Source organism: Actinosynnema sp. NPDC023587, from assembly GCF_040640215.1.
Taxonomy (GTDB): domain Bacteria; phylum Actinomycetota; class Actinomycetes; order Mycobacteriales; family Pseudonocardiaceae; genus Actinosynnema.
Genome location: NZ_JBFABG010000007.1, coordinates 198,228 through 223,061 on the forward strand (window position 1 = coordinate 198,228; position 24,834 = coordinate 223,061).

The 24,834-nt window shown below is 73.3% G+C and carries 28 protein-coding genes; 15 read left to right on the plus strand and 13 right to left on the minus strand.

Translation table 11 applies throughout. The features are described from left to right. The first annotated feature begins 108 nt into the window (after nt 1–108). Nucleotides 109–1,380 (plus strand): enterobactin transporter EntS, encoded by a 1,272-nt coding sequence (gene entS / locus AB0G01_RS20570; protein WP_360947734.1) that lies wholly within the window; start codon nt 109–111, stop codon nt 1,378–1,380. A gap of 95 nt (nt 1,381–1,475) precedes the next feature. Here entS and AB0G01_RS20575 read toward each other — a convergent pair whose 3' ends face one another. The 3 genes from AB0G01_RS20575 to AB0G01_RS20585 form a co-directional block, all read right to left on the minus strand. Beyond that, nucleotides 1,476–2,291, minus strand: a complete 816-nt coding sequence (locus AB0G01_RS20575; protein WP_360947736.1) for a siderophore-interacting protein — start codon at nt 2,289–2,291, stop codon at nt 1,476–1,478. Beyond that, nucleotides 2,288–2,491, minus strand: a complete 204-nt coding sequence (locus AB0G01_RS20580; RefSeq protein ID WP_360947738.1) for an MbtH family protein — start codon at nt 2,489–2,491, stop codon at nt 2,288–2,290. Before AB0G01_RS20580 ends, AB0G01_RS20575 begins: the two co-directional genes overlap by 4 nt. Before the next feature lie 141 nt (nt 2,492–2,632). After that, on the minus strand, nt 2,633–3,286 hold the full coding sequence (locus AB0G01_RS20585; RefSeq protein ID WP_360947740.1) for a class F sortase: 654 nt from the start codon (nt 3,284–3,286) through the stop codon (nt 2,633–2,635). 165 nt (nt 3,287–3,451) lie between these two features. On the opposite strand from AB0G01_RS20585, the gene AB0G01_RS20590 reads away from it, so the two are divergent. Continuing rightward, nucleotides 3,452–4,150 carry a protein phosphatase 2C domain-containing protein gene (locus AB0G01_RS20590; RefSeq protein ID WP_360947742.1) on the plus strand — a complete coding sequence of 233 codons (699 nt, stop codon included), beginning with the start codon at nt 3,452–3,454 and terminating at the stop codon, nt 4,148–4,150. Between the two features lie 113 nt (nt 4,151–4,263). Here AB0G01_RS20590 and AB0G01_RS20595 read toward each other — a convergent pair whose 3' ends face one another. Then, entirely contained in the window at nt 4,264–6,093 is a 1,830-nt protein-coding gene (locus AB0G01_RS20595; protein ID WP_360947744.1) for a DNA/RNA non-specific endonuclease, read from the minus strand. A 468-nt stretch (nt 6,094–6,561) separates the two neighbouring features. Between AB0G01_RS20595 and AB0G01_RS20600 the strand changes: the two genes are divergently transcribed. Genes AB0G01_RS20600 through AB0G01_RS20610 form a run of 3 tightly spaced genes read left to right on the plus strand, consistent with a single transcriptional unit; the run spans nt 6,562 to nt 9,438 of the window. Further along, complete coding sequence (locus tag AB0G01_RS20600) at nt 6,562–6,717, plus strand: hypothetical protein (RefSeq protein WP_360947746.1); 156 nt, start codon at nt 6,562–6,564, stop codon at nt 6,715–6,717. Nucleotides 6,718–6,736: 19 nt separating this feature from the next. Continuing rightward, complete coding sequence (locus AB0G01_RS20605) at nt 6,737–8,248, plus strand: alkaline phosphatase D family protein (RefSeq protein WP_360947748.1); 1,512 nt, start codon at nt 6,737–6,739, stop codon at nt 8,246–8,248. Beyond that, entirely contained in the window at nt 8,245–9,438 is a 1,194-nt protein-coding gene (locus tag AB0G01_RS20610; protein WP_360947750.1) for a hypothetical protein, read from the plus strand. The genes AB0G01_RS20605 and AB0G01_RS20610 overlap by 4 nt, the downstream gene beginning before the upstream one ends. Nucleotides 9,439–9,558: 120 nt before the next feature. On the opposite strand, the gene AB0G01_RS20615 is transcribed toward AB0G01_RS20610, so the two are convergent. Further along, nucleotides 9,559–9,954 carry an MmcQ/YjbR family DNA-binding protein gene (locus tag AB0G01_RS20615; RefSeq protein ID WP_360947752.1) on the minus strand — a complete coding sequence of 132 codons (396 nt, stop codon included), beginning with the start codon at nt 9,952–9,954 and terminating at the stop codon, nt 9,559–9,561. Between the two features lie 131 nt (nt 9,955–10,085). Here AB0G01_RS20615 and AB0G01_RS20620 point away from each other — a divergent pair, with 131 nt between their 5' ends. Further along, nucleotides 10,086–11,153 (plus strand): epoxide hydrolase family protein, encoded by a 1,068-nt coding sequence (locus tag AB0G01_RS20620; RefSeq protein ID WP_360947754.1) that lies wholly within the window; start codon nt 10,086–10,088, stop codon nt 11,151–11,153. 41 nt (nt 11,154–11,194) lie between these two features. On the opposite strand, the gene AB0G01_RS20625 is transcribed toward AB0G01_RS20620, so the two are convergent. The 4 genes from AB0G01_RS20625 to AB0G01_RS20640 all read right to left on the minus strand — a co-directional run bounded on the left by AB0G01_RS20625 (nt 11,195) and on the right by AB0G01_RS20640 (nt 14,467). After that, the gene (locus tag AB0G01_RS20625) at nt 11,195–11,575 is read right to left on the minus strand and encodes a VOC family protein (protein WP_360947756.1); all 381 of its coding nucleotides are present in this window, start codon (nt 11,573–11,575) and stop codon (nt 11,195–11,197) included. Between the two features lie 119 nt (nt 11,576–11,694). After that, nucleotides 11,695–12,849 carry a saccharopine dehydrogenase NADP-binding domain-containing protein gene (locus tag AB0G01_RS20630; RefSeq protein ID WP_360947758.1) on the minus strand — a complete coding sequence of 385 codons (1,155 nt, stop codon included), beginning with the start codon at nt 12,847–12,849 and terminating at the stop codon, nt 11,695–11,697. Between the two features lie 97 nt (nt 12,850–12,946). Then, nucleotides 12,947–13,474, minus strand: a complete 528-nt coding sequence (locus AB0G01_RS20635) for a sigma-70 family RNA polymerase sigma factor (protein WP_360947760.1) — start codon at nt 13,472–13,474, stop codon at nt 12,947–12,949. A 207-nt stretch (nt 13,475–13,681) separates the two neighbouring features. Further along, nucleotides 13,682–14,467 (minus strand): DeoR/GlpR family DNA-binding transcription regulator, encoded by a 786-nt coding sequence (locus AB0G01_RS20640; protein WP_360947762.1) that lies wholly within the window; start codon nt 14,465–14,467, stop codon nt 13,682–13,684. 321 nt (nt 14,468–14,788) lie between these two features. On the opposite strand from AB0G01_RS20640, the gene AB0G01_RS20645 reads away from it, so the two are divergent. The 5 genes from AB0G01_RS20645 (at nt 14,789) to AB0G01_RS20665 (ending at nt 18,886) form a co-directional block, all read left to right on the plus strand. Next, nucleotides 14,789–15,553 carry a GntR family transcriptional regulator gene (locus AB0G01_RS20645; protein ID WP_360947764.1) on the plus strand — a complete coding sequence of 255 codons (765 nt, stop codon included), beginning with the start codon at nt 14,789–14,791 and terminating at the stop codon, nt 15,551–15,553. A 50-nt stretch (nt 15,554–15,603) separates the two neighbouring features. Next, entirely contained in the window at nt 15,604–16,917 is a 1,314-nt protein-coding gene (locus AB0G01_RS20650; RefSeq protein ID WP_360947766.1) for a rhodanese-like domain-containing protein, read from the plus strand. Continuing rightward, nucleotides 16,914–17,666, plus strand: coding sequence for a sulfite exporter TauE/SafE family protein (locus AB0G01_RS20655; RefSeq protein ID WP_360947768.1), 753 nt, complete (start codon nt 16,914–16,916; stop codon nt 17,664–17,666). Before AB0G01_RS20650 ends, AB0G01_RS20655 begins: the two co-directional genes overlap by 4 nt. A gap of 457 nt (nt 17,667–18,123) precedes the next feature. Further along, nucleotides 18,124–18,552 (plus strand): nuclear transport factor 2 family protein, encoded by a 429-nt coding sequence (locus AB0G01_RS20660; protein ID WP_360947770.1) that lies wholly within the window; start codon nt 18,124–18,126, stop codon nt 18,550–18,552. 73 nt (nt 18,553–18,625) lie between these two features. Next, nucleotides 18,626–18,886, plus strand: coding sequence for a helix-turn-helix transcriptional regulator (locus tag AB0G01_RS20665; protein WP_360947772.1), 261 nt, complete (start codon nt 18,626–18,628; stop codon nt 18,884–18,886). 150 nt (nt 18,887–19,036) lie between these two features. On the opposite strand, the gene AB0G01_RS20670 is transcribed toward AB0G01_RS20665, so the two are convergent. Then, nucleotides 19,037–19,801 carry an ANTAR domain-containing protein gene (locus tag AB0G01_RS20670; protein WP_360947774.1) on the minus strand — a complete coding sequence of 255 codons (765 nt, stop codon included), beginning with the start codon at nt 19,799–19,801 and terminating at the stop codon, nt 19,037–19,039. 60 nt (nt 19,802–19,861) lie between these two features. Between AB0G01_RS20670 and AB0G01_RS20675 the strand changes: the two genes are divergently transcribed. Next, nucleotides 19,862–20,458, plus strand: coding sequence for a ScbR family autoregulator-binding transcription factor (locus tag AB0G01_RS20675; protein WP_360947776.1), 597 nt, complete (start codon nt 19,862–19,864; stop codon nt 20,456–20,458). A gap of 2 nt (nt 20,459–20,460) precedes the next feature. Here the strand turns inward: AB0G01_RS20675 and AB0G01_RS20680 are convergent, their stop codons facing one another. Continuing rightward, complete coding sequence (locus AB0G01_RS20680; RefSeq protein WP_360947778.1) at nt 20,461–21,126, minus strand: hypothetical protein; 666 nt, start codon at nt 21,124–21,126, stop codon at nt 20,461–20,463. 94 nt (nt 21,127–21,220) lie between these two features. On the opposite strand from AB0G01_RS20680, the gene AB0G01_RS20685 reads away from it, so the two are divergent. After that, the gene (locus AB0G01_RS20685; protein ID WP_360947780.1) at nt 21,221–21,871 is read left to right on the plus strand and encodes a TetR/AcrR family transcriptional regulator; all 651 of its coding nucleotides are present in this window, start codon (nt 21,221–21,223) and stop codon (nt 21,869–21,871) included. Between the two features lie 401 nt (nt 21,872–22,272). Here AB0G01_RS20685 and AB0G01_RS20690 read toward each other — a convergent pair whose 3' ends face one another. Together AB0G01_RS20690 and AB0G01_RS20695 are read right to left on the minus strand one after the other, a co-directional pair. Beyond that, the gene (locus AB0G01_RS20690; RefSeq protein WP_360947782.1) at nt 22,273–23,178 is read right to left on the minus strand and encodes a Scr1 family TA system antitoxin-like transcriptional regulator; all 906 of its coding nucleotides are present in this window, start codon (nt 23,176–23,178) and stop codon (nt 22,273–22,275) included. Beyond that, nucleotides 23,175–23,417: a zinc finger protein gene (locus AB0G01_RS20695; protein WP_360947784.1), complete on the minus strand. Its 243-nt coding sequence runs from the start codon at nt 23,415–23,417 to the stop codon at nt 23,175–23,177. Before AB0G01_RS20695 ends, AB0G01_RS20690 begins: the two co-directional genes overlap by 4 nt. A 148-nt stretch (nt 23,418–23,565) precedes the next feature. Between AB0G01_RS20695 and AB0G01_RS20700 the strand changes: the two genes are divergently transcribed. Both AB0G01_RS20700 and AB0G01_RS20705 read left to right on the plus strand, forming a co-directional pair. After that, the gene (locus AB0G01_RS20700; protein WP_360947786.1) at nt 23,566–24,441 is read left to right on the plus strand and encodes a helix-turn-helix transcriptional regulator; all 876 of its coding nucleotides are present in this window, start codon (nt 23,566–23,568) and stop codon (nt 24,439–24,441) included. After that, nucleotides 24,438–24,632, plus strand: a complete 195-nt coding sequence (locus tag AB0G01_RS20705; protein WP_360947788.1) for a DUF397 domain-containing protein — start codon at nt 24,438–24,440, stop codon at nt 24,630–24,632. Before AB0G01_RS20700 ends, AB0G01_RS20705 begins: the two co-directional genes overlap by 4 nt. Nucleotides 24,633–24,834: the final 202 nt, after the last annotated feature.

Genomic DNA, 24,834 nt, shown 5'->3' on the forward strand with positions numbered 1-24,834 from the left:
TCCAGAGGTCCACACGATCGGGTTCATACTTTAAGGTGAGGCTAACCTAATACACGCCCGTCAGGCTGCCCCCCGATCAGCTCTGTGACATTGCTCCGAGGAGATTCCATGCGGCTCGGCGACCTGGTTGTCGACACCACACCGCTGCGACAGAGCAAGGAGTTCCGCTACCTGTTCATCGCGCGGCTGGTGTCCCTGTTCGGGTTCGGGCTCACCACCGTGGCCATCCCGGTGCAGATCTACGACCTCACCGGGTCGTCCCTCCAGGTGTCCCTCGTCAGTGTCGTGATCATGGTTCCGATGCTCGTGGGCACCCTCGCCGGCGGCGTCCTCGCGGACCGGGTGGACCGCCGGAAGCTGATCCTGCTGGCCCGGGGCAGCGCGGTGCTGGTCTTCGCGCTGCTCTCGCTCAACGCCCTGCTCGACCCCGCCCAGCTCTGGGTGATCTACCTGTGCGCGGCGCTGAACAGCGTGCTCAACGGCCTGAGCGCGACCGCGCTGATGGCCGCCACGCCCGCGATCGTCGGCCGGGACCAGCTCGCGTCGGCCGGCGCGCTGATGGCCATCACCGCCGAGCTGGGCGCGATCATCGGCCCGTCCCTGGGCGGCGGGCTGACCGCCGCGTTCGGCCTGTCCGCGAACTACGCGCTGACCGGCGTGGCCACCCTGGTCACCACCTCGCTGGTCGCCCAGATCCGGCCGCTGCCGCCCACCGGGCCGGTCGACGAGAGCCCGTTGCGCTCCATCGGCGAGGGCCTGAAGTTCGTCGCGCGCAACCGGCTCATCGCCGGGCTGCTGCTGATCGACGTGTGCGTCGCGTTGTTCACCATGCCGTTCGCGCTCTTCCCGGAGATCGCCGAGCGGGTGTTCTCGGGCGGACCCGGCGTGGTCGGCGTGCTGTACGCCGCGCCGGCCGTCGGGGCGATGATCGCGGCCTCGGCCAGCGGCTGGACCGGGCGGGTCCGGCACACCGGGCGCTACCTGGTGGCCGCGACCGTCGCGTGCGGCCTCGCGGTGGGGCTGTTCGGGTTGAGCGGTGGCGCGCTGTGGCTCGCGCTGACGGCGCTGGCGCTGCTGGGCGCGGCCGACACGGTGTCGGAGATCCTGCGGCGGTCGCTGTTGCAGCACAACACCCCCGACCACCTCCAGGGACGGGTCAGCAGCCTGTGGCTGGCGCAGACCAACGTCGCGCCCGCGCTCGGCAACTTCGAGGCCGGCGTGCTGGCCCGGTTGATCGGACCGGTGTCGGCGGTCGCGGTCGGCGGCGCGCTGTGCGTGCTGTCGGCGGGAGCGGTCGGGGCGGCGATGCCGTCACTGCGCAACGCCAGCCTGCACGACCCGTCGGCCGACGAACTGGCCGAGGACGCCACCCGCTCGTGACCGGCCGGCGCGGTCCGGGCTCCCGGACCGCGCCGCGCACCCCGTGCCGGGCACGAGGTGCGCGGCCACCCGACCCGAGCGGGTGGCCCGGTGGCTCAGTCCTCGTCCTGCTCGTGGTGGTCGAAGTTGACCAGGCCGCGCTTCCAGTAGCCGTCGACGTCGTAGGCGTCGCGGGGCAACCCCCGCTCGTCGCGCAGGTGCCGGCGGATCGGCTTGAGGGAGTTCGCCTCGCCCGCCACCCAGACGAACCCGTCGCCCTCGGGCAGCACCAGCGCGGCGATCGCGTCGTGCAGCAACGCGGTCGACCCCGCCGGCGCGCCGGCGCGGTGCAGCCAGGTCAGCCGCACGTCGGCCCGGGACGTCAACTCCTGCTGCTCGGCCTCGTCGGCCACCTCGACGAACGCGAAGATCCGGGCACCCTCGTCGGCCTGCTCCAGCCACCGGGCGATCGCGGGCAACGCGGTCTCGTCGCCGCCGACCACGTACCAGGACAGCCCCCGGGGCACCAGCACCGAGCCGCGCGGACCGAGCACGCCCACGGCGTTGCCCTCCTCCGCGCCCGCCGCCCACGTCGAGCCGGGCCCGTCGCCGTGCACCACGAAGTCGACGTCGAGTTCGCCCGCGTCCGCGCGGTACTCGCGGACCGTGTAGTCCCGGAACGTGGGACGCGGCGCGGCCGGGTCCCGCTCCAGACCTTCGGGCCCGAGCTTCGGCATGACCGGCAGGCCGTCCCGCTCGGCGGGGAAGAACAGCTTCACGTGGTCGGCGGGCGCGGCCTCCCGGAAGCCGGCCAGGTCCGGGCCGGCCAGAGTCACCCGCACCATGCGCGGCGTGAGCCGGCGGACCGCCTTCACCCGCAGCACGCGGGGCACGAGGTCGTACTGGACGACCTCCGGCGCGACGACGGTCACTGCGACTCCACCAGGCTGCGCGGGCGCAGGTCCGTCCACTCGCGCTCGACGTACTCGACGCACGCCTGCCGGGTGTCCGGACCGTGCGCGGTGGTCCAGCCCTGCGGGACCTCGGCGAACTCCGGCCACAGCGAGTGCTGGCCCTCGTCGTTCACCAGCACCAGGAACGTGCCGGCCTCGTCGTCGAAGGGATTTGTCACGACCCGACCCCCATCTGTTTGGTTAGGCTCACCTTACCGCGTGATCAGACCGTCCACCACGACCGGGATAGCACGCACCGCGCTCGTCGTGCGCCGCGCCGCGATTCGCGAGCGCCGGTACGGCCGGGCGTGCGGACGGGCTCAGGAGTCGAGCCGGGCGTAGACGATCGTGTTGTCCAGGTGGCCACCCGCTCCGTGGTCGAACACCCCGCCGCAGGTGATCAGGCGGAGTTCGGGGCCGGGCGTGGCGGCGTAGACGTCGTCGGTCGGGAACGACGCCTCGGCCACCTGCTGCGTGCGGTAGACGGTGAACTCCAGGGACTTCCCGTCGCCGTCCTCGACCAGGACGTGGTCGCCGATGACGACCTCGCGCAGCCGGTGGAAGATGCCCGGCTGCCCCGCGCCGTCGACGTGCCCGAGCACGACGGCGGGGCCGGTGTCGCCGGGCACCGGCGAGTGCCGGAACCAGGCGGCCCGCATCGGCGTGCCGATCGGCGGCATCTCGACCGACCGGTCCGGGTTGCGCCCGACCTCGGTCAACGGCGACCTCGCCGAGATGCGCGGGATCTCCACCCCGACCGGCGGACGCCGCGAGGTCGGCGGCACGCCGGCCTCGGCGGCGACGGCCGACGCCGCACCGGTCGGCGGGGTCGGCGCTCCCGGCGCGCACCCGGACACCAGGACCAGGCAGGCGAGCGCGGCAGCCGACGCGGCGCGACCACCCGGCGCGGTCCCGGTCGTCGCGCACCCCCGGAGCCGCCGGGAGGAACCCGTGCTTCCCGCTCTCCTGCTCAAGATCAGTTTCCCTGTCCGCTGCCTCGCGCCTGCCGGGAACGAAACCCCGGACCAGAGTAGGCCGACCACGGCGGCGCGGTCGGGAAAACGCGCGATTCCCCGCCCCCCGGGCAGCGCCGACCCGCTCCACCCGGCCACCGTCCTTGATCGACTAGGGTCGGTGGGGTGATTCCGACGTTCCGGGCCGCGGTCGGCACCGACACCGGCCACCGCTACACCGCGAACTTCGACGTGGCACACCTGGACACCGCACCGCTGCTGGCGGCGGTGGCGGACGGCATGGGCGACGGACCCGGCAGCGCGATGGCCGGCCGCACCACCGTGGACCGCCTGGTGCGCGCGGCCCGGTCCGCCGCCGACGTCGCCGACGCGGTCACCACGGCCCACCGCGAGGTCGCCGACTACGGCCGGGAGATCGCGGGCCTGGCCGGGTGCACGCTCACCGCGCTCGTCGAGACCCCGGACGGCCTGTGGCTGGCGCACATCGGCGACTCCCGCGCCTACCGCCTGCGCCGGGGCCTGCTGGAGCTGCTCACCGTCGACCACACGATCGCCTGGCTGGGCGCGGTGCACGGCTGGTACCCGTTCGACTCGCCCCAGGCCGCCGCCGCGCGCTACCAGCTCACCAGGTACGTCGGCCACCCCGCGCAGCCGGAACCGGACCTCGCGAAGCTGACCGCCGCGCCCGGCGACGTGTACCTGCTGTGCACCGACGGCGTGGCCGAACAGGTGCCGTACCACCTGATGCACGACACGCTGTCCCGGCCGACGACCCCGGACGCGATGGTCCGGACGCTGCTGTCGGCGGCCGACGCGGCGGGCGGCAACGACAACTCGACCGCGATCGTGCTGCGGGCCGGCTAGTCCCCCGCGACTCGGCGGTCAGGGCTCCTGGTGGTCCCGGTGCCCGGCACGACGCGGCCCCCGGGGTGGAATGACCCGCGCGCCCCGTTCTCGTGGGACGCGCGGGTCTGGTCTCACCACCGGACGTCGGCCGACTCGTCCAGCGGACGGCGGTCCTCCAGCGACTCGGGCAAAGCCGCGGTGTCGGCCGCGCGCAGCGGTTCGGGGAAGGTGAACCCGCACCGCTCCTCGACGTCGGCCAGGCCGACCTGGTACACCCGGAACTCGTCCAGTTCCAGCGCTTCGAGCTGGTCCAGGTTCTGGGTCAGCACGAACGCGCGGGCCTTGAGCACGCCCCGCTCGACGAACGCCAGGACCTTCCAGTACTCCCGGGGCAGCCGCACGCCCCGGAACACCCGGTCGTCGGCCTGGAACACCGGGCCGCCGTAGACGCTCACCCTCAGGTCGTCCACCTCGGCGTCGGCGAAGACCGCGTCCTCCAGCCTGCCCCACAGGCCGTGGCGCGCGCTCTGGTTGAAGTCATCCATCTGGGGCGTGATGTTGGTGAAGGAGAAAGAGTCCACATTGGCCTGTTCCGCTTCGGAACGGCTACCCCACAACAGGTCCGCCCGGCGCGCGACGTGCCCCCGGTCGAGCCGGTTGCCCCGGTACAGCTCGTCGCCGACCTGGTACCGGGCCGGGATGCGCGGGTCGAGCACGAACGGGACCCCGCTGCGGTCCACCGCCCGCAACGACCTGCCGTCGATGTTCCACGCGACCCAGAACGCGAACCGGCGGGACTTGCTCTGCGCCAACGAGAAGTGCGTGTAGTCCACGACCTCCGTGCCGCCGAGCAGCACCGCGTCGGCCTTGGCCGCCACGCCCAGCACGGGCACGCCCACCCGCACGCCGAGGAAGTCCGCCGCGAACCCGGACCGCCCCGGCTTCGCCCCGGCCTTCGGCGGGGCGAGGGTGACGCCGAGCTTCTCGAACACCGATCGCGGGAGACACGCCAGGGCGTGCTCGTCCGTGCTGCCGCCGGCCTCGCCGCCGAAGTGCAGGCCCGCCAGGGTCCGTCCGGTCTTGCCGTTGGCGGACTTGAACAACCAGGCCGCGCCCGAATCCCCGCCCGAGCTGATCTCGCCGCCGGGCGGGGGCTTCGCCGGGTCGGGCCCGATCTCGAAGCAGCCGATCTCCCGGACCCCGACCGAACCGCCGTAGTCCAGCTTGACGATGGTGTCCACGCGGCGCACGACGCCGTGCGTCACGCCGGTGGTCCGGCCGCTCTTGACGACCTTGTCGCCCAGTTCCGGCTCCCCGATCCTGTCCACGGCCACCCCGAGTTCGCAGATCTCCGCGGCGAACTCCCGGTTCTCGATGGTGGCGACGGCGCAGTCCCCGGCCGCGCCCAGGTGGGACCGCACGAGGGTGCCCAGCCGGTTGCGCTCCACGCGGTTGTCGTCGTGCGGGCCGGGCTGGACGACCGCTTCGCCGATCGCGCCGTGCGGGCCGTGCAGCACGTGCCAGTTCGACAGCACGTACGGCGTCCCGTCGGCCTGGTCGTACACGATGCAGCCGATGGTGCCGGCGGTCATCCGCACGTGCCCGACGCTCAGGCCGGGCGTGATCGGGTCACCCCGGGACTTGCGGTCGCCCGACGCGCGTTCGGCGACGACCCGGAAGTTCGTCCGGTAGTCCCGCTCCAGCACGTCGGTCGGCACCTCGACGCCGTCCACCACGACGGTCTCCGGCAGCAGCGCGGTGCCCAGCGCGCCCAGCGCCTCGGGTTCCGCCTTCCGCTTGACGGTGAACTGGACGGCGATCTCCCCCGTGGGCCGGCCGCCCTCCACCTTGTAGCCGATCCCGATCGAGGACACGTTGTGGTCCCGCAGGAAGTCCGAGCCCCTGGTGCGCACGAACCGCCGGAGCGAATCCGGCGGTGGTCCGCTCTTCTTCCTGGCCATGAAGCACCACCTCCAGTCCGCACACCGGTGCCTTGCTGTCGACGACGCGCGGGTCGCCGTTAGCCGCCACCCGACCGGTTCACCCGTTCAGCTCAAGAGCGCCCGCCGAACGCCGACCTGATCAAGCTTTCCCCTGCGCCGCAATGGAAAGACCACAACCCGACTCGCGCGGCACTCGTCTGCGCCACGGACACCTCGGCACTCCCCCGGCGACATCCGCAGGTCGGTCACGCAGGCGACTGCCCGTAGGCGCACACACCGGTGCCCGAGTCCGCGCAGCCGCTCTCCGGGAGGAACAGCGCCACCCCGGTCCGGCAACGCACCGGTCAGGGCTCCGCGACCTCGCCGACCGCCCCGCCGTCGAACGGCATTCGACCGAATGGCCGGTAGGACACGACTTCGGGCGCGACAACCGGTGTACACGTGGAGGATGGCGGGCGCTCACCTCGGGCGTGTACGCATCTAGGAATGCGCCGACCAGCGGTCAGCACCGCCACCGGGTTGTCCCTCAACCCGGTGCTCGTCGTCCCCCTCCCCTCTCCTCGCGCCACGGCACCGGTTCAGGCCGTCGCCGCCCGGCGGAACCCCGCCACCGCGAAGGACGACGGTCGCGCGCTGTCCTGAAGAGGAGGCACACCACCCCATGTCCCCCCTGACACGGCGGACCCTGATCGCCGGTAGCATCGCCGGTGCCGGCATCTCGGTCCTCGCACCCACCACGGCCAACGCCGTCGCCTACCCGTTCACGCTCGGCGTCGCGTCCGGCGAGCCCGCGCCGGACGGGTTCGTGATCTGGACCCGGCTCGCGCCGAGCCCGCTGAACGCCGACGGCCTGGGCGGCATGTCGAGCGCGAGCACCGCCGTCGAGTGGCAGGTCGCGACCGACCGGCGGTTCACCCAGGTCGTCAAGTCCGGTACCGCCACCGCCGTCCAGGCGTGGGCGCACAGCGTGCACGTCGAGGTCACCGGCCTCCAGCCGGGACGCGAGTACCACTACCGGTTCCGCGCGCTCGGCTTCCTCTCCGGCGTCGGCCGGGCGGTCACCGCGCCCGCGCCCGGCACGGCCCCGGCGCTGACCATGCTGTTCACCTCGTGCTCGCACTTCGAGGCCGGCTACTTCACCGCCTACCGGCGGATGGCCGAGGAGAACCCGCACCTGGTCCTGCACCTGGGCGACTACATCTACGAAGGCGCGGCGTCCACCACCAACGTCCGCAAGCACGTGCCGGCCACCGAGATCTCCGGCCTGGCCGACTACCGGGTCCGGCACGCGCAGTACAAGACGGACCCGGACCTCCAGGCCGCGCACGCCGCCGCACCGTGGCTGCTCGTCTGGGATGATCATGAAGTCGAGAACAACTACGCCGGCCTGGTGCGCAACGACGGCTCCCCCGCCGGCGACTTCAGGGCCCGCCGTGCGGCGGCCTACAAGGCTTACTACGAGCACATGCCGCTCCGACCGGCCCAAGCCCCGGCAGGGGAGCACATGCAGCTCTACCGCCGGGTGCGGTGGGGTTCGCTGGCCACGTTCCACCTGCTCGACACCCGCCAGTACCGCGACGACCAGGCGTGCGGCGACGGCACGAAGGTGTGCCCGGAGGCGGACGTGCCGACCCGCACGCTCACCGGGAACGCCCAGGAGACGTGGTTGCTCAACGGGATGCGGGAGAGGTCGGGCACGTGGGACTTCCTCGGGCAGCAGGTGTTCTTCGCGCAGCGGCTCACGTCGGCGGCCGGTGCGCGGTCCATGGACTCGTGGGACGGCTACACCGCCAACCGCGACCGGCTCCAGCGCAGCTGGGACGCGGCGGGGCTGAAGAACACCGTGGTGCTGACCGGTGACGTGCACCGGTCGTGGGCGAGCGACCTGATGTTGGACTACGCCACGCAGGACCGGGTCGTCGGCACCGAACTGGTGACCACGTCGGTGACCTCCGGCGGCGACGGCAACGCCGCCGACAACGGCCTGTCCACCCTGAACCCGCACATCAAGTTCAACAAAAACCTGCGCGGCTACGTCCGGACGGTGACCACGCCCGGTCAGGTCGCGGTCGACTTCCGGTTCGTGGACAAGGTGACCGTGCGGGACTACCCGGTCAAGACCGCGCAGAGCTACGTCGTGCGGGCGGGCGACCCCGGATTGCGGGTGCCATGAAGAAGATCGTCGCGCTGACCGCCGCACTGGTGCTCGTCACCACGGGCACCGCGTCCGCCGCCGTCGCCTGGACCACCGCCAACTCGACCGCCACCGGCGACCAGGACCACGCCGCCGTTTCCGCCGTGCGCACCGGGTACACGGCCGTCGTCTGGGAGGACGACCGCGACACCTCGAACCCCGGCGACGCGCTGCACAGCGACGTCTGGATTCGACTGTTCGAGGACGGCGTCTCGCGGTACGAGAAGAAGCTCTCGGCCGGCGGTACCGGCGACTGGACGCACGTGCGGCCCGACGTGTCGCTGCACGACGACGGCAGCGCCGTGGTCGTGTGGTCGGAAGACCCTGACGGCAACGGTTTTTACAACATCGCGGTGCGCGTCGTGCGCACCGACGGCACCATCGCCGGTTCCACCACGGCCAACGCGTCGGCGGACGGTCAGCAGAGCGTCCCGGCGGTGGCCGCCGACCCGGACGGCGCGGGTTTCGCGGTGGTGTGGGAGGACGAGCGGTCAAGCGCGAACCAGACCGTGCGGGTGGCGGGTTTCTCGTCGGTCACGGCCAAGGCGTACGAGACCCAGATCCACGCGAACGGCGGCACGCACCAGCGTCCCGATGTGGCCATGGGCGCGGCGGGCAACGCGGTCGTCGTGTGGGACGAGGACGGTGACGGCAACGGGTTCTTCAACGTCGCCCGCAAGACCCTCACCCCGGCCGGTGGCGTGAAGCTGGCGCAGGCCGTGGTGAACGCCTCCGGTGGTGGGCAGCAACGGCGCGCTTCGGTGGCGGCGAACTTCAACGGCGACTTCGCGGTCGCGTGGGAGAGCGATCACACCGGCGTGCTCCAGACCGCGATCCGCTCGTTCTCCGCCGACGGCACCGCCGGGTCCACTGTGGACACCCTGGTCGCGGGGTCCGACCCGCAGGTCGGGATCGACGACCAGCGGTCGGCGGTGGTGGCGTCCGTGGTCGCTTCGGACGTCGTGACCCAGGGCGTCAACCCGGACGGCTCGGTGGAGGGCCGCATACCGCGCCAGACCACCGTGCAGACCGCGACCGGACGGCAGGACGAGGTCGCGCTGGGCGTGGACGCCTGGGGGCTGGTCACCGTGGTCTACACCGACGACCACGACGGCAACGGTTTCGACCAGGTCTACCTCGGGACCGGGTGGCAGAACAGCACGTGGTGAGCAACGCGCGGCGCGTCCCCCGGGGCGCGCCGCGCGCACCACCGCCAGGTCGAGCGGCGCGGTGCGGCGTGATCTCCGGCGGCAGCACGCCCACACCCCTCGGGGGAGGCTCGGGGGCCGTCAATCGCCGAGGGTCTCGCGGAACTGCTTCGCCAGCCGCTTCGGGGCCTTGCACAACCACGCCTCGGTGACCAGCTCGGCCAGTTCGGCCTCGTCGATCCGGTCCAACCGGACCAGCACCGCCGCGTACCCGTCGAGGTGCGGGATGGTGAAGTAGACGTCCGGGTCGTCGGCCGCCAGCGCGTCCTTCACGCCCACGTCCGGGACGCTCACGCCGAGGACCGGGCCGTCCGGCGCGTCCGCGCCGAGCGCCGACAGGTCACCGCCGCGCAGCGGCCGGTCCCACGCGAAGAGCTTGTCCTTCACCCGCCAGGCGGGCCGCCCGTCGTACGACGGGCGCTCGGTGACTTCGGGTAGCGCCGTCGCGAGTCGGCGCACGTCGTCCCAGGTGGCCATGCCGCACGATAGCCCGACACCCGGGTCCGCACGCCCTGCCGGGCCCGGCGGGTCGATATTGATCGTTGGCACCGCCAACGATATCGGCTATCGTTGGTCGCACCAACATTGGCGCGACCAACGGAGCGGTCATGATCGAACCCTACACCCTGGCCGTCCCCCAGGCCGACCTGGACGACCTGCACGACCGCCTGGCCCGCACCCGCTGGCCGGAGGAGGAGCCCGGCGAGGGTTACGGCCTGCCGCTGGCCCGGACGCGGGAGCTGGTCGCGCGGTGGCGGGCGTTCGACTGGCGGGCGCAGGAGGCGGCGCTCAACACGTGGCCGCAGTCCACCACCGTGATCGACGGCCAGCGGGTGCACTTCCTGCACGTCCGGTCACCCCGCGCGGACGCCCTGCCGCTGGTGCTGACCCACGGCTGGCCGAGCTCGGTGCTGGACTTCCTGGACGTGATCGAGCCGCTGTCCCGCGACTTCCACCTGGTGATCCCCTCCGTCCCCGGCTTCGGCCCGTCCGGTCCCACCCGCGACCGGGGCTGGGGCGTCGACCGGGTCGCCCGCGCGTGGGCCGTGCTGATGGACCGGCTCGGGTATCGGCGGTACGGCGCGCAGGGCGGCGACTGGGGTTCCGGGATCACCCGCGCGCTGGGGGCGGTCGCACCGGACGCGGTGGTCGGCGCGCACGTCAACTACCTGCCCACGCCCCCGCCCGCGAGCACCGCCGGGCTGTCCGCGCAGGACGTCGAGCGGGTGGCGGCGATCAGGCGGTTCCTGGTGCAGCGACCCGGTTACCAGGTGATGCACCAGACCCGCCCGCAGACCGTCGCCTACGGGATCACCGATTCCCCGGTCGGTCTGCTCGGGTGGGTCGGCGACAAGTTCTGCGAGTGGCTGGACCCGGCCTCCGAGGTGGACGACGACCGGTTGATCGCGACCGTGGCGATGTACTGGCTGACCGGCACCGCCGGGTCCGCGCTGCGGATCGCCCGGGAGACCGCCGGCGGGGTGCCCCCGTGCCCGGTGCCGCTGGGGGTGGCGGTGTTCGCGCGGGACATCATCCTGCCGGTGCGCGGGATCGCGGAGGAGCTCTACGACGTGCGCCGGTGGACCGAGTTCGACCGGGGCGGCCACTTCCCGGCGCTGGAAGCGCCGGAACTGCTCGTGGAGGACGTGCGCGCGTTCTTCGCCGGACTCCGCTGAGCCGGGTGCGTCCACGGCGGGCGACGCGCGACCGCCGAAGGTCAGAGCGGGTCGATGCGGGCCCGCAGCAGGCAGAACTCGTTGCCCTCGGGGTCGGCCAGCACGTGCCACTGCTCCTCCCCCGTCTGGCCGACGTCGGCCGGGCGGGCACCGAGTTCCAGCAGGCGTTCGAGCTCGGCGTCCTGATCGCGGTCGGTCGCGTTGACGTCGATGTGCAGCCGGGACTTCCCCTTCCCCGGCTCGTCCTGGCGGCTGAAGAAGATCGTCGGCTGCGGACCGCCGAACCCCTCGCGCGACCCGATCTCCACCGAACCGTCGTCCTCGCGGCCGAGCACGACGAAGTCCAGCACCGCGCACCAGAACCGCGCCAGCACCTCGGGCTCGCGGCAATCGAGCACGAGTTCACCGATACGACATGCCATGGAGGAAACCCGCTCTCAGCCCGGAAAACCGCCGAGGAGGCCAGGCGAACCCACGGACTCCCCAGCAGTGGGAACGATTCCGCGACCGTACCGGACGGGACCGGCGTGCGCGACCCGGTTCACCGCACCTCAAACCGGATTCCCGCCCCCACCAGCCGTGCCGTCAGGGCGTCGCCCATCGCCACGGCCGTCGTCACCTGGCCGCGCGTCTCCGGCAGGCGGTCGAAAGCCAGGCACAGCGCCGATTGCGCGAGCATCTTCGCCGTCTCGCCGTAGCCCGGGTCGCCGCCGGACACCTCGGTCACGACCCGCTGCCCACCGCCCTGGCCGAAGAACCGCACCCGGAACCACGACCTGGCGCGCTCCTCGGTCGACGGCCCCTCGCCCGGGTTCTTGCGCCCCAGCAACCACTTCCGGGCCGGCGGCACCTGCGCCAGCGCGACCAGCGCACCCACCCCGCCGGCCAGCCCCACCGCGACCGGCAACGACCGCACCGCGATGTGGTGGTGGTAGGCGAACTCCGGCCCGTACCGGTCCAGCGCGGCGGCCGACCGCAACACCACCTGCGGGTCGATGGTCGGTGCGGGCAGCACCCAGGCCCCGACCCGGTGGTCGTACCGGGGCGAACCGGCCCCTCCGCGCACGACCCGGCCGACCGGGCGGCCCTCCACCCGCCGGCGGCTCCGGGCCGCGTCCGCCGACGAGCGCAGCCGGGAGAACCCGGTGACCGCCGAGTGGAACGTGCCGCCGGACAACGTCGCGGACGCGCTGACAAAACCCTCCACCGAGATCGGCACGCCCTCGGGCAACCGCCGGACGGTGAAGTGCGCGCCGAGGTCGTGCGGGATCGACTCGAACCCGCACGAGTGCACCAGCCGCGCGCCGCTGTCCACCGCCGTCGCGTGGTGGCGCAGGTACGTCCGGTCCACGAACTCGGGTTCACCGGACAGGTCCACGTAGTCCGTGCCCGCTCGCGCGCACGCGCCCACCAGGCCGTCGCCGTGCCGCACGTACGGCCCGACCGTCGTGGCGACGACGCGCGCGGACTCCGCGACGGCCCGCAACGACCGGTCGTCGTCGACGTCGGCCGTCACCAGGTCGATCTCCCCCGCCGCAGGGGAGATCGCGGCCAACCGGTCGCGCACGGCCGCGAGTTTCGCCGGGTCGCGCCCCGCCAGCGCCCACCGGGTGCCCTCCGGCACGTTCGCGGCCAGGTACGCGGCGGTCAGCCCGCCGGTGAACCCGGTGGCCCCGAACAGCACTACGTCGTACATCCGCCGCCCTCCTGGAAGTTCGTCACGCGGTTCACGGCTGCACGTGCGCGCGGACCCGATGTCCCCGTTGTTCGACCAGCGCGCCGGTTCGGCCCGGTCAGGCGGCGAACCAGCGGGTCACCACGGTCCGGCCGTCGTCGCCGGTCACCCGCACCCGCAGGTCGGTGTCGACCTGCACGTCCAGCGCCACGTCCCCGCGCTCGAAGGTGAGCACCCGGATCAGCTCCCGGCACTTGCCGGACAACCGCTCCACCGCCCGCCGCAGCGCCCGGTCGCGCTCGGCGACCAGCAGGCCCTCGTCCACGGCCGGGGCGTCGGCGGGCAGGTCGGGCGGCGGCCCGTCCGCCTCCCCGCGCCGCTCGGTGCGCCGCAGCAGCCGGAGGCACTCCCGCCGCGCGGTCGTCGCCGGCCACCCGGCCGGCCGATCCGGGTCGGCGACCCGGTCGAGGTTCTCCACCAGCTTCAACCAGGTGTTCTGGACGACGTCGGCGCGGTCGGCCCCGCCCGGGCGGAACCCGCGCGCGATCGACCACAGCAACGCCTCGTAGCGCGCGACGAGCTTGTGCCACGCCGTCTGGTCACCTCGCGCTGCCGCTGCGAGCAGCGACGCGTTGTCCTCGCCCACGGGCGTGGATTGTTCCGCACGAGCACCCATGTGAACCAGATGCCCCACCCGACCGTGGTGATGCGGTGACCTCGTCCGGCACTGCACCATCCACAGTGGACTCACCCACTGCGGAACCGCACCTGCCCCGGGTGACGCATGGCCACCATCCGTCCGACAGGTGAGCGGTGATGCTCGTGGTGAGCGGGTAGTGAGCACTCGGCGACATCACACCTGCACGACTTCCACGCCGCGTTCGCGGAACCGGCGAACGTCCTCCTCGTCCGCCTCGGAGTCGGTCACCAGCACGTGCACCTGGCTGATCGCGCAGATGGACGCGAACGCCCGCGCACCGATCTTCGAGGAGTCCGCCACCACGACCACCCGGCGCGCGCGTTCGGCCAGCATCCGGTCGATGTCGGCTTCGCCTTCGTGGTGCGCGGAAGCGCCGGCGTCCGGATCTATGGCGTCCACGCCGAGGAAGGTCACGTCGAGGCTCAGTCCACTCAGGATCCGACCGGCCAGCGGGCTCATCAGCTCGTAGGACTGCGGTCGGGCCACACCGCCGGTGACCACCAGCTTCACCTGGGGCCGCACCGCCAACTCGTTGGCGATGTTCAGCGCGTTGGTGACCACGGTGATCACCCCGTCGCCGTCCGCGCCGCCGACGTCCGCGCTGGTCATCAGCGCCCGCGCGACCTCGGTCGTGGTGGTGCCGCCGTTCAGGCCGACCACCGCGCCGCGCGCCACCTGCTCGGCCGCCGCGCGCCCGATGCGCTGCTTCTCCCCGGCCCGCCGCACGGTCTTGTACCGCAGCGGCAGGTCGTAGGCGATCGAGTGGACCACCGCGCCGCCCCGCGTCCGGGTCAGCAACTGCTGCTCGGCGAGGTGGTCGAGGTCGCGCCGGATGGTCGCCCCGGAGACGGCCAGCTCCTCGGCGATGTCGTCCACCTCGATCTTGCCGCGCTCGGCCAAGAGCTCCAGCAGCGCGTTCAACCGCTCGTACCGATTCACCGGCTACCTCCTGCCGGAACGTTAATGCACATTACAGATGCGCAGAAGTGTTCGGCCGCGACAAGATCCCCGCGCACCTGAACTCTTCCCGCAAGCCCACCGCGATGCGCACCGCCCGCCGCTTGCAGACATCGGCGAAGTTCCCGTGCCGCAACGTGTGCAGGTTCACCTCGCTCGCCACGTGCACGTGGATTCCCTACCGCCGAGCGCATCCGCCACACCCCGCGCGGCAGTGCCGACCACCCCCGAGCTCCCGAAATGTCCGCACAAGGAAGCCGGCGCTGCGCCCGGCACCCGACAGGACAGTGCGAAACTGCGCGGGTGACTCTGCGAGCACTGGATCGGTCCGGCGCGCTGCCGCTGTGGCGGCAACTCCAGGACGACCTCGTCTCCCGGCTGCGGGCGGGTGAGTTCGACGTCGGCTTCCCCGGCGAGCTGAGCCTGGTGGACGAGTACGGCGTGAGCCGCTACACGGTGCGGCAAGCGCTGCAACGGCTGCGTGCCGACGGCCTGGTCGTCGCCGAGCGCGGTCGCCAGCCCCGGGTCAGCCCGGCCGCCGACGTGGAACAGCCGCTGGACACCCTCTACAGCCTGTTCGCGTCGGTCGAGGCCGCCGGGCTGGAGCAGCGCAGCGTGGTCCGGGTGCTGGACGTGCGCGCGGACGGGGTGGTCGCCGACCGGCTCGACCTCGAAGGGTCCACCCCGCTGGTCTACCTGGAGCGCCTGCGGCTGGCCGACGGCGCGCCGTTCGCGATCGACCGGGCGTGGCTGCCCGCCGACCTCGCGCGGCCCATCCTGACCGCGGACTTCACCCACACCAGCCTGTACGCGGTGCTCACCGAGCGGACCGGTGTCCGGCTGGACACCAGCCGCGAGGACATCCGGGCCGTGGTGCCCACCCCCGCCGAACGCGCGCTGCTGGAGTGCGGACCCGACGTGGCGTGCCTGTCCCTGCACCGGCAGGGCCGCGCGGGCGGGCGTCCGGTGGAGTGGCGGCACACGGTGGTGCGCGGCGACCGGTTCGCGGTGACGGCCGAGTTCACCGCCGGCGAGCGCCGCCCGAACCGCGCCGTGACGGCCCGCTGACGGCCGCGCCTCCCGTCCGTCATAATGTACGGACATATGGAGGTGCGGACATGAACGTCGAGACGATCGACACCGCCGCGCTCGGCGACCGGAGCTACCTGGTGCACGACGGCACCACGGCGCTCGTGGTCGACCCGCAACGCGACATCGACCGCGTGGAGGAGCTCGCCGGACGGCTGGGTGTGCGGATCACCCACGTCGCCGAGACCCACGTGCACAACGACTACGTGACCGGCGGCCTGGCCCTGGCCCGGCGGCACGGCGCGGAGTACCTCGTCGCCGCCGCCGAGGACGTCTCCTACCAGCGCCGCGCGGTGCGCCCCGGCGACCGGCTGGCGGTCGGGTCGATGACCGTCACCGCCGTCGCCACCCCCGGCCACACCGAGCACCACCTGGCCTACGTGGTCACCCACGACGGCCGGCAGGCGGTGTTCTCCGGCGGCAGCCTGCTGTTCGGCTCCGTCGGCCGCACGGACCTGGTCGCGCCGGACAAGACCGTCCCGCTCACCCACGCCCAGTACCGCTCCGCCCGCGACCTGGCCGGCCAGGTCGACCCGGCCGCCACCCTGCACCCCACGCACGGCTTCGGGAGCTTCTGCTCGTCCGGCCCGGCGACCGGGGCGGGCGCGTCCACCGTCGGCGAGCAGCGCAGCGCCAACCACGCCCTCACCGACCACGACGAGCAGCACTTCGTAAACACCCTCATCGCGAACCTCACCGCGTACCCGTCGTACTACGCGCACATGGCCCCGCTGAACCGCAGCGGTCCGGGCGCGTCCGACCTGACCGTGCCCGAACCCCTGCGCCCCGACGCGGTGCGGGAGCTGCTCGACGCCGGCGGGTGGGTCGTGGACCTGCGGTCGCGGGTCGCGTTCGCCGCCTCGCACGTGCGGGGCGCGGTCGGCATCGAGTACGGCGACAGCTTCACCACCTACCTGGGCTGGACCCTGCCGTGGGGCGAGCCGGTCACGCTGGTCGGCGACGAGGGCGCGGTGCGCGCCGCGATCCGCGACCTGTCCCGGATCGGCGTCGACCGGCCCGGGGTGGGCCGCGTGGACGGCCTGCCCACCACGTCGTACCGCCGGGCGGGCTGGGCGGACCTGGCGGCGCTGCCCGACCGGCCCGTGCTGCTCGACGTGCGGCGGGTCGACGAGCACCGGGCCGGGCACCTGGCCGGCTCGACCGGCATCCCGCTGCACGACCTGGTGCGGCGGATCGGGGAGGTGCCGCCGGGCGAGGTGTGGGTGCACTGCGCGTCCGGCTACCGGGCGGGCATCGCGGCGAGCCTGCTGCACCGCGCCGGGCGGGAGGTCGTGCACGTCGACGACGAGTGGGCCCGCGCCGCGGACCACGGCCTGTCGTGACACCGGTCGTGCTCGCCCTCGTGGCGGGGGCCGTGGTGGGGCTGGCGCTGGGCGCGCTGGGCGGCGGTGGCAGCGTGCTGACCGTGCCCGCGTTGATCTACCTGCTGGGGTTCGGCCCCGCGCAGGCCACCACGGCGAGCCTGGTCGTCGTCGCCGCCACGGCGGCCACCGCGTTGTTCGCGCACGCGCGGGCGGGTGCGGTGCGCTGGCGGCTGGGCGCGTTGTTCGCGGCGGCGGGCGTGCTGCCGGCGGTGGCGGCGGGCGTGCTCAGCCGCCGGGTGCCCGACGCCGTGCTGACCGGGGCGTTCGCCGCGGTGGCGGTGGTCGCGGCGGTGGCGGTGCTGCGCCGCCGGCCACCGCGCGGCGGACCGGTCCGCCCGGTGCGCGCGGCCGGCGTCGGTGCCGGGATGGGCGCGCTGACCGGGTTCCTCGGCGTGGGCGGCGGTTTTCTCACCGTGCCCGCGCTGGTCGGGGTGCTGGCGGTGCCGATGTCGGCGGCGGTCGGCACCAGCCTGCTGGTGATCGCGGTGAACGCGGCGGTGGCGTTCGCGAGCCGGCTCGGCACGATCGCGGCGGTGGACTGGGCGCTGGTCGGGCCGTTCGCGGCGACCGCGCTGCTGGGGGCGTGGGACGGCCGGCGGCTGGCCGCGAAGGTGAGCTCGGCGGTGCTGCGCGGCGTGTTCGCGGCCGGGCTGCTCACCGTGGGCGCGGCCATGGCGGTCGACGCCCTGTTCGTCCACAGTGGATAGTGCGCCGCCGGTGCCGACGACCACCGGGTAGCGGACGGCTCCACCGGACGCGCGCGATCGGCCGGTTCCACCCTCCGGCCGGTCCGCGCCCGCCGCACCGCTCCGCGCCGACACCGCCGCCGCACCCCATCGCCGCACCTCACCGCGGGAATCCCGGTACCGGGCACGGTCGGACCCGCGTCGCCGGACGGGGCACCCCGAGCACTCCGGGTACCACTCACGCGGATGCCGCCGTTGGGGACGACATTGGCCCCTGGGACGGGGCCAGTGGTCCGTACCAGGCTTGTGGAGTGATCACTCGCGGGCGGCGGCGTGGCTGCGCACCTCCGGCGCGCGGAGGAGTGCTCCGGTACCCGCGTGCGCGCGCCGCCGCACGACCGCCGGTAGGTGCGGGTGGTCCCCCGATGCCCGCGACGACCGGGCCGACCCGCGCCGCGCTGACGTGCGTGGACGGCGGATGACGCGCACCCGCGCCGGGGTCACCATGGTGGTGGAGAGGCTCGTCGCCCGCTGGGCCGCGAAGGACACCGCCGGGTTGAGCAGGCTGTTCGCCGACGGGGTGCGCTGGTGGACCGCGCCCGTGCCGGGCGCGCCGTGGCCCGTCGAGGCGCGCAACCCGCGCGAGGTCGAATCGTTCTTCCTGGCTTTCCGGGCGGTTCTGGAACTCACCGGCATCACCACGCGCGGCCTGGTGGTGGACGGCCCGGACGCGGTGCTGACCGGCCGGCTGCACGCGCGGGTCCAGACCACCGGAACAGCGCTATCCTACGACTTCGCCATCGCCGTGAGCGTGCACGGCGGACTGGTCACCGAGTTCCGCATGTATGCGGACACACTGGCAATCGCACGTGCACTCGCACAGGATGTTCCACCGGTATCACCGTGATGCTCTGCCGTTTCCCTCCCCCGCGCTGGAAGAATGACCGGCGAACAGCCGGAGAGAACAGAAGGGTGCCGCCGTGCGACTGTCGGGACCGATCAGTGAAATCCTCGCCGAGCTGAGACGCGGACGCGGGTTGACCCAGGACGACTTGGCGGAGCGGTTGCACGCCGCGTCCGGCAACACCAGCGTCACCAGGGAAGAGGTGTCCCGCTGGGAGCGCGGCAAGCGCATCCCGGGACCGTACTGGCGAAGCTGGCTGGGCCAGGTGCTGGACACCCCGCAACACGACTTGGAACGCGCGGCGGCAATCGAGCGGGCGGCCCGCCGCCGGCATTGACCGGCCCCATTGCCGTGAATGCCCGACCGGGGTATTACCGGGCAGCGGTCCGACCACCGCATTCCCGGACGACGGGTGCATATCCGCCCTCACCCGGAAGTCGCCGACCGACCTTCCGCCGACGACGATCCGGTGCCGCCGAAGCGCGGGTCACCCGCGCCCGGCTCCGGATTTCGGGTCGGGTCCTGCCTCGGGGTCGGTGTGGAACCGCAATTCGCGCGCCAGCACGTCGTTCGCCACGTCGGCCAGCCGCCGCCCGGTGCGGTACGCGTGCGCCCGCAGCCGCACGAACGCGGTCACCAGGTCGCTGCCCATCTGCCCGGACACCACGCCGGTCGCCTGGTGCACGGTGGCCCAGCGCGCCTCGACGGCGTCCGCGAACGGGTCCGCGCCCAGCAGCGGCGGTTCCGCGCGCAGCAGCAGGAGCATCGCCGCGTCGGCCAGCAGCAGCCCGTCCACCACCTCGGCCTCGGTGCACGGCGTCGCCACGGGCCGCAGCGCCTCGACGCACCCGACCGCGACGGCACCCATCATCACCGGGAAGGCCAGGACCCCGGCCACGCCCTCGGCGCGGGCGAACGGCGTGAACACCGGCCACCGGGCCCCGTTCTCGGCCGCCGCCAGGTCGGCCGCCACCACCGGGTACTCCTCGCGCAGCGAGTCGACCGCCGGCCCCTCGCCGAAGGTGATCTCCGCTTCGCTCACCCGGTCGCCGAGCGGGCCGACGACGCCCGCGGGCTCGCTGCGACCGGCGTCGGCCGTCCGGTAGACGACGAAGTCCTTGGCGTGCAACACCTCGGTACCGGCCAGGCAGACGTGCCGAATCCTCGCCGGGACGCCCTCGTCCGCCGCCAGTCCGCACACCCGGCTCCACAGCCGCGCGCGCCGTTCGTCGTCGGGCCGTCGGCGGTCCACCTCGCCCATGCTCGCAGACAGCGGTTGTGCACCGCCCGGCGAGACGCGAAAATCGGCCGGGTGTCCACCACCAGGGACGGCCTGCTCAGCGCGGCGGCCGCCGCCTTCGACCGGCACGGCTACGTCCGGGCCACCATCGACGACGTGTGCGACCTCGCCGGTGTCACGAAAGGCGCGCTGTACGGGCACTTCAGCTCGAAGAAGGCGCTCGCCGTGGCGGTGCTGGACCGGCAGGCGCAGGAGTGGACGCGGACCCGGGAACGGCTCCAGCGCGCGCACCGCAGCCCGTTGCAGGTGCTGGTGGACCTGGGGTACGCGGTGAACCAGGACCGGGCGGTGGCGCAACGCCTGCTGTTCCAGGCCCCGATCTGCGACGACGTGGCGGACCGCCAGATCGCGCAGTGGACCTCGACCGTGCGGGACCTGCTGCGCACCGCCGGCTACCGGGGCGAGCTGCGCGACGGCGTCGACGTGGACGCGTGCGCGGACGCCGTGGTGGCCGCGCTGGTGGGCGTGCACCTGATGTCGATGGCGGTGGAGGACCCCGACGGGGTGGCGCGCCAGGTGGCCCGGCTGTGGCGGACGTGGCTGCCGTCGTTGGCCCGTCCCGAGGTGTGCGCGGCGCTGCGGGTCGAACCACCGCGCCGCCGGCCCTGACCTCAGGCGTCCAGGACCGCCCACACCAGCGTCCCGTCCGACCAGGTCGTGGACCAGCCGCAGCGGCTCGCGCCGATCGCCGCGCAGCGCAACGCCTGCGGGTCGCACGGCACGACGACGTCCTCCCCGACCCCGACCACGAACCGGCCGTGCCACCACTCGAAGACCACGGTCGGCCGCACGCCCCGGGCGGCCAGGCCGACCAGGGCGTCGACCACGTCGGCGGCGTCCTCGGACAACTCCGGCAGACCCCACAGCCGGCACGTCTCCTCGGCCGCCAGCCGGGCGAACCCGGCGCTCCCGCGCAGCGGCAGCGGCATCCGGACCACCCAGCGCCGAGGCGGGGTGCCGACGGCGGCCAGCGCCGCCGCCACGGAGGGGAAACCGGGCAGCGGCCAGTCGACCCGGTCCGTGGCGGCCAGCAGGATCGGCACTCCCGGCCAGTCGGCGACCTGGTTCCACACCGCGCGGAACACCGCCACGGCGGTCTGCCGCTCGAACGCCAGGCACGCCAGGTCCACCACCACCGCCGTCGGCTCGGCCAGCACGGTCTTCAGCAGCAGGTCGCGCATCCGGGTGTAGGTGGCCGCGCTGAGCGAGCCGAACAGGGACAGGACCGCGACCCCGTCCGTCCCGGACAGCTCCACTTCCAGCGTTTCGTTCGGCACCGCGCGCCCCAACCACCCTGACGTGTTAACCTCATCGTGTCCGGATGAGCACTCTACGTAACCTAGAGGCGGTGTCCGTCGAGATGAGGACCCCTTGACCGACCTGGCGCAAGGTGCCCGCACCCGGGCCGGTCTGGTCGCCGCGAGCATCGAGCTGTTCGACCGCGACGGGTACGAGGGCACCTCGCTGGACTCCGTGTGCCGCGCCATCTCGGTGACCAAGGGCGCGCTGTACCGGCACTTCCCCTCCAAGCAGGCCTTGGCCGTGGCCGTGGTGGAACAGCACTTCATGCTCTGGCACGAGGTCCGCGCCGACGTCGAGTCCACCGGCACCGGGCCGTTGCAGACGTTGATCGACCTGACCCACCGGATGGGCGCGCTGACCCTGACCGACCGGAGCGCCCGCGTCGGGGTGCGGCTGCTGTTCACCAGCGAGCTGTTCGAACTGCTCGCGGGCGTGCACTTCGTCAGCCTCGTGGTGATGGTGCGCGACCTGCTCGGGCAGGCCGTCGCGGCGGGCGAGGTGCGCCCCGGTCTGGACACCCGCGAGGAGGCGGACGGCATCGCCGCCGCCGTCATCGGTTCCCAAGCGCTGACGGTCATCACCAGTCGCGGCGACCCGGCGGACCGGCTGGCCACCCTGTGGTGGCACCGCCTGGACCACCTCGTCGTCCCGGACCACCGGGGCCGCCACCGCGCGACGGCACCGGCCGAGCCGGCCGGAGCGCGGTCGGCCCGCGCTTGACGACGCCCGCCGGCGCGCGGAGCGGCTCCCCCGGCGCGGTCGCGCCCCCGGGCGTACCCGGGGTGCCGCGCGACGTCGCCGGCTCACCGACCCGGCCCACGGCGGTGCCGCTGTCGTCCCGTCGGCCACCACCCCCCGAACTTGCCCGCGACCCCCACCGCCGCGCAAGCCGCCGCCAGGGCGAGCACCACGACCACCCGATCGGGTACGTCCGCTCGGGGGCCTCCCTCGTGGTCGGCGAATTCCAGCCGAGACCGGAGGGCGGCGGACGCGGCGGGGAAGAGCGCGTGAGTTCACCGGCGCGGGCCGGTGTTCGCCCTCGGTGCTGCGTGAGCAGGCCGCGCCCGGCGACCACGACTCCCCGATTTGGAACCGCGACAGCGGCAACGGGGTGCCGGGGATCAGGTCACCCGCCGGTAGTCCGCGCGCACGATCTCCAGCAACCGGTGAACGGCACCGCCGAACACCGCCGCGTCGTGCAGCCGCCGGAAGGTCTTGAGGTGGCCGCGCACGTCGTCCGGGTCGGTGATGACCACGTCGCCCGACACCAGGCCGAACACCACCATGGTCTCGTCCAGCACGACGAAACCCGCCGCCGGCAAGGAGACCGGGGTGTACCAGGGGATCACGCCGAGCTCCACCTCGGGCAGCAGGCTCAGCGCCAGCAGCCGGTCCCAGTGCTCGGGCGCGGACCGCACCGCGCCTTCGGACAGCACCGCGACCAGGCGGCGGCCCGGCTCGACCGGGCGCAGGAGTTGTTGCGGCACACCGCAGATCGCGAACACCCGCACGGTCAGCGCGGCGGCCTCCGTGCGGGCGACCACGACCTGGCGGCGCGCCACGCCCCGGTGCAGCACGGCCCGGCGGTGCTCGGCGTCGCCCGACACCTTGTCCGCCAGCTTGAGCATCCTGCGCCGCACCTCGGGCGACACGCCGTAGACCTCCGCCAACCGCCGGACGTCCACGACCTTCGGCAGCAGTCGCCCGGTCTCCACTTTGGACACCTTGGACTGGCTGATGCCCGCCCGCCGCCCCGCCGCCGCGCCCGTCAGCCCCGAAGCCAGTCGGGCGCGCAGCAGTTCGGCGGACAGCTCTTCGCGCCGCGCCCGCGCGTCGGCCACCGCCATCATCGTGGTGGCCGGGCGGTTGCCGCGTTTGCGCATCCGCACGCCCCTGGCGACCAGCGCGCCCCGGACCGTGCCGTAGGAGCGGCCGGTGGCGGCGGCCAGCGCGCGGATCGTCCTGCCCTCGGCGTAGCCCTTGACCACGAACTCGGCGAAGCTCGGCGCGCCCTGCTCCGCGCTCACGGCGCGGACACCGCGGCGCGCGCCCCGCGTGGTCGAGGGAACGCCGATATGCCTTCGTGCGCGCGCCACGCCGTGTCGCAGTCCGGACAGGTGGGCCAGCACCAGCACGTGTAGGGCTGGGCGGGCGGCACGGTCAGCGGCAGGCCGCACAACGTCGTCGTCTCGTCGCCCGGCACGAGTTCGCGGCGGATGGCGTGGCGGCGGCCGTCGTGCGGCAGCCAGCGAAAAGCGCGGGTCATCTCGTTTCCTCCCCTGGCCTGAACGGGCAGGGAAAAAGTAAAGCCTGCACGTGCAGGTTGGGCAGTACACCATCGTGTGAACCCCGGCTTCGGGGTTCTGCGGCAGACTGACCGGGCACCGCGAAAGACGAGGAAAGGTGAGGTGGTCATGGCCGGCAGCGGCGCGAGCCCGACAGTCTACAAGCGACAGTTGGGCCGAGCGCTCATGTCCTTGCGCGAGAGCGTGGGCAAGACGCAGGACAACGCGGCCGAGGTGCTGGAGTGCTCCCCCGCGAAGATCCGCCGGATCGAGATCGGCGACGTGGCGATCCGGAGCGCGGAGCTGAAGGTGCTGCTGGACTTCTACGGCGCGACCAAGCCGTCCCGCAAGCCGATCGAGGAACTCGCCCGGGAGGCGCGCAAGCGCCGCGCCCGCACCCCGTACGGCACCGCGCTGCCCGACTTCTTCCGCCGGTTCTTCAACCTGGAGCAGATCGCCGCGGAGGTGCTCCGCTACCACGCCGAGCTGGTCCCCGGTCAGCTCCAGACCCCGGCGTACACCCGCGCGCTGATCAACGCGAACCCCTTCCACCAGGAGATGGAGGTCGACCGGCTGGTGGAGGCGCGGCAGGCCCGCCAGGCCCGCCTGCTGGAGGGCGACCAGCGGTTGCACCTCGTGCTGCACGAGGCGGCGATCCGCACGGTGGTCGGCGGTCCGGAGGTGATGCGGGCGCAACTGCTGCACCTGCGCAAGCTCGCCGGGCTGCCGAACGTGACGCTCCAGGTCGTGCCGTTCAGCGCCGGCGCGCACGCCGCGTCCAGCTTCCCGTTCGTCCTGCTGCGGTTCGCCGACGACCAGCGGCCCGTCGTCTACCTGGAGAGCCTGACGACCGCGAGCTCGGTCGAGGAGCCGGCGCACGTCGCCCAGTACGACCTCGTGTTCCGACACCTGACCACGGCGGCGCTGTCGCCCGCCAAGAGCTCCGGCCTGGTGACCGCGGCGGCCGGCGACCTGCAACCCCGACAAGGAAGAACCGGATCATGACCCCGGACCCCACCCGGTGGCGCAAGTCCAGTCACAGCGGCGGGAACGGCGCGGACTGCGTCGAACTGGCGCACGCCGCCACGGCCCTGCTGGTGCGCGACTCCAAGAACCCCGACGGCCCCGTGCTCACCTTCCCGAGCACCGACGTCGCCGGCTTCCTCCGCTCCCTCGGGCAGAGCGCGGCGGACTGACCAGGGTCGCGGGTTGCCGGGCCTGCCGGTCGATCCACGACTCGACACCTACACCGGCGGGTTCGCGCCCCGCCACGGCCGCCACCCGTGCCACCGAGCGCGAGACCGGCACCGAGGCCCGGAAACGGGACCCCTGCTGGACCGGCGAGTCGGCGTTCCGTAACCTGTCCGAGACCTGGACGGGGGGTAACCCGTTCGGGCG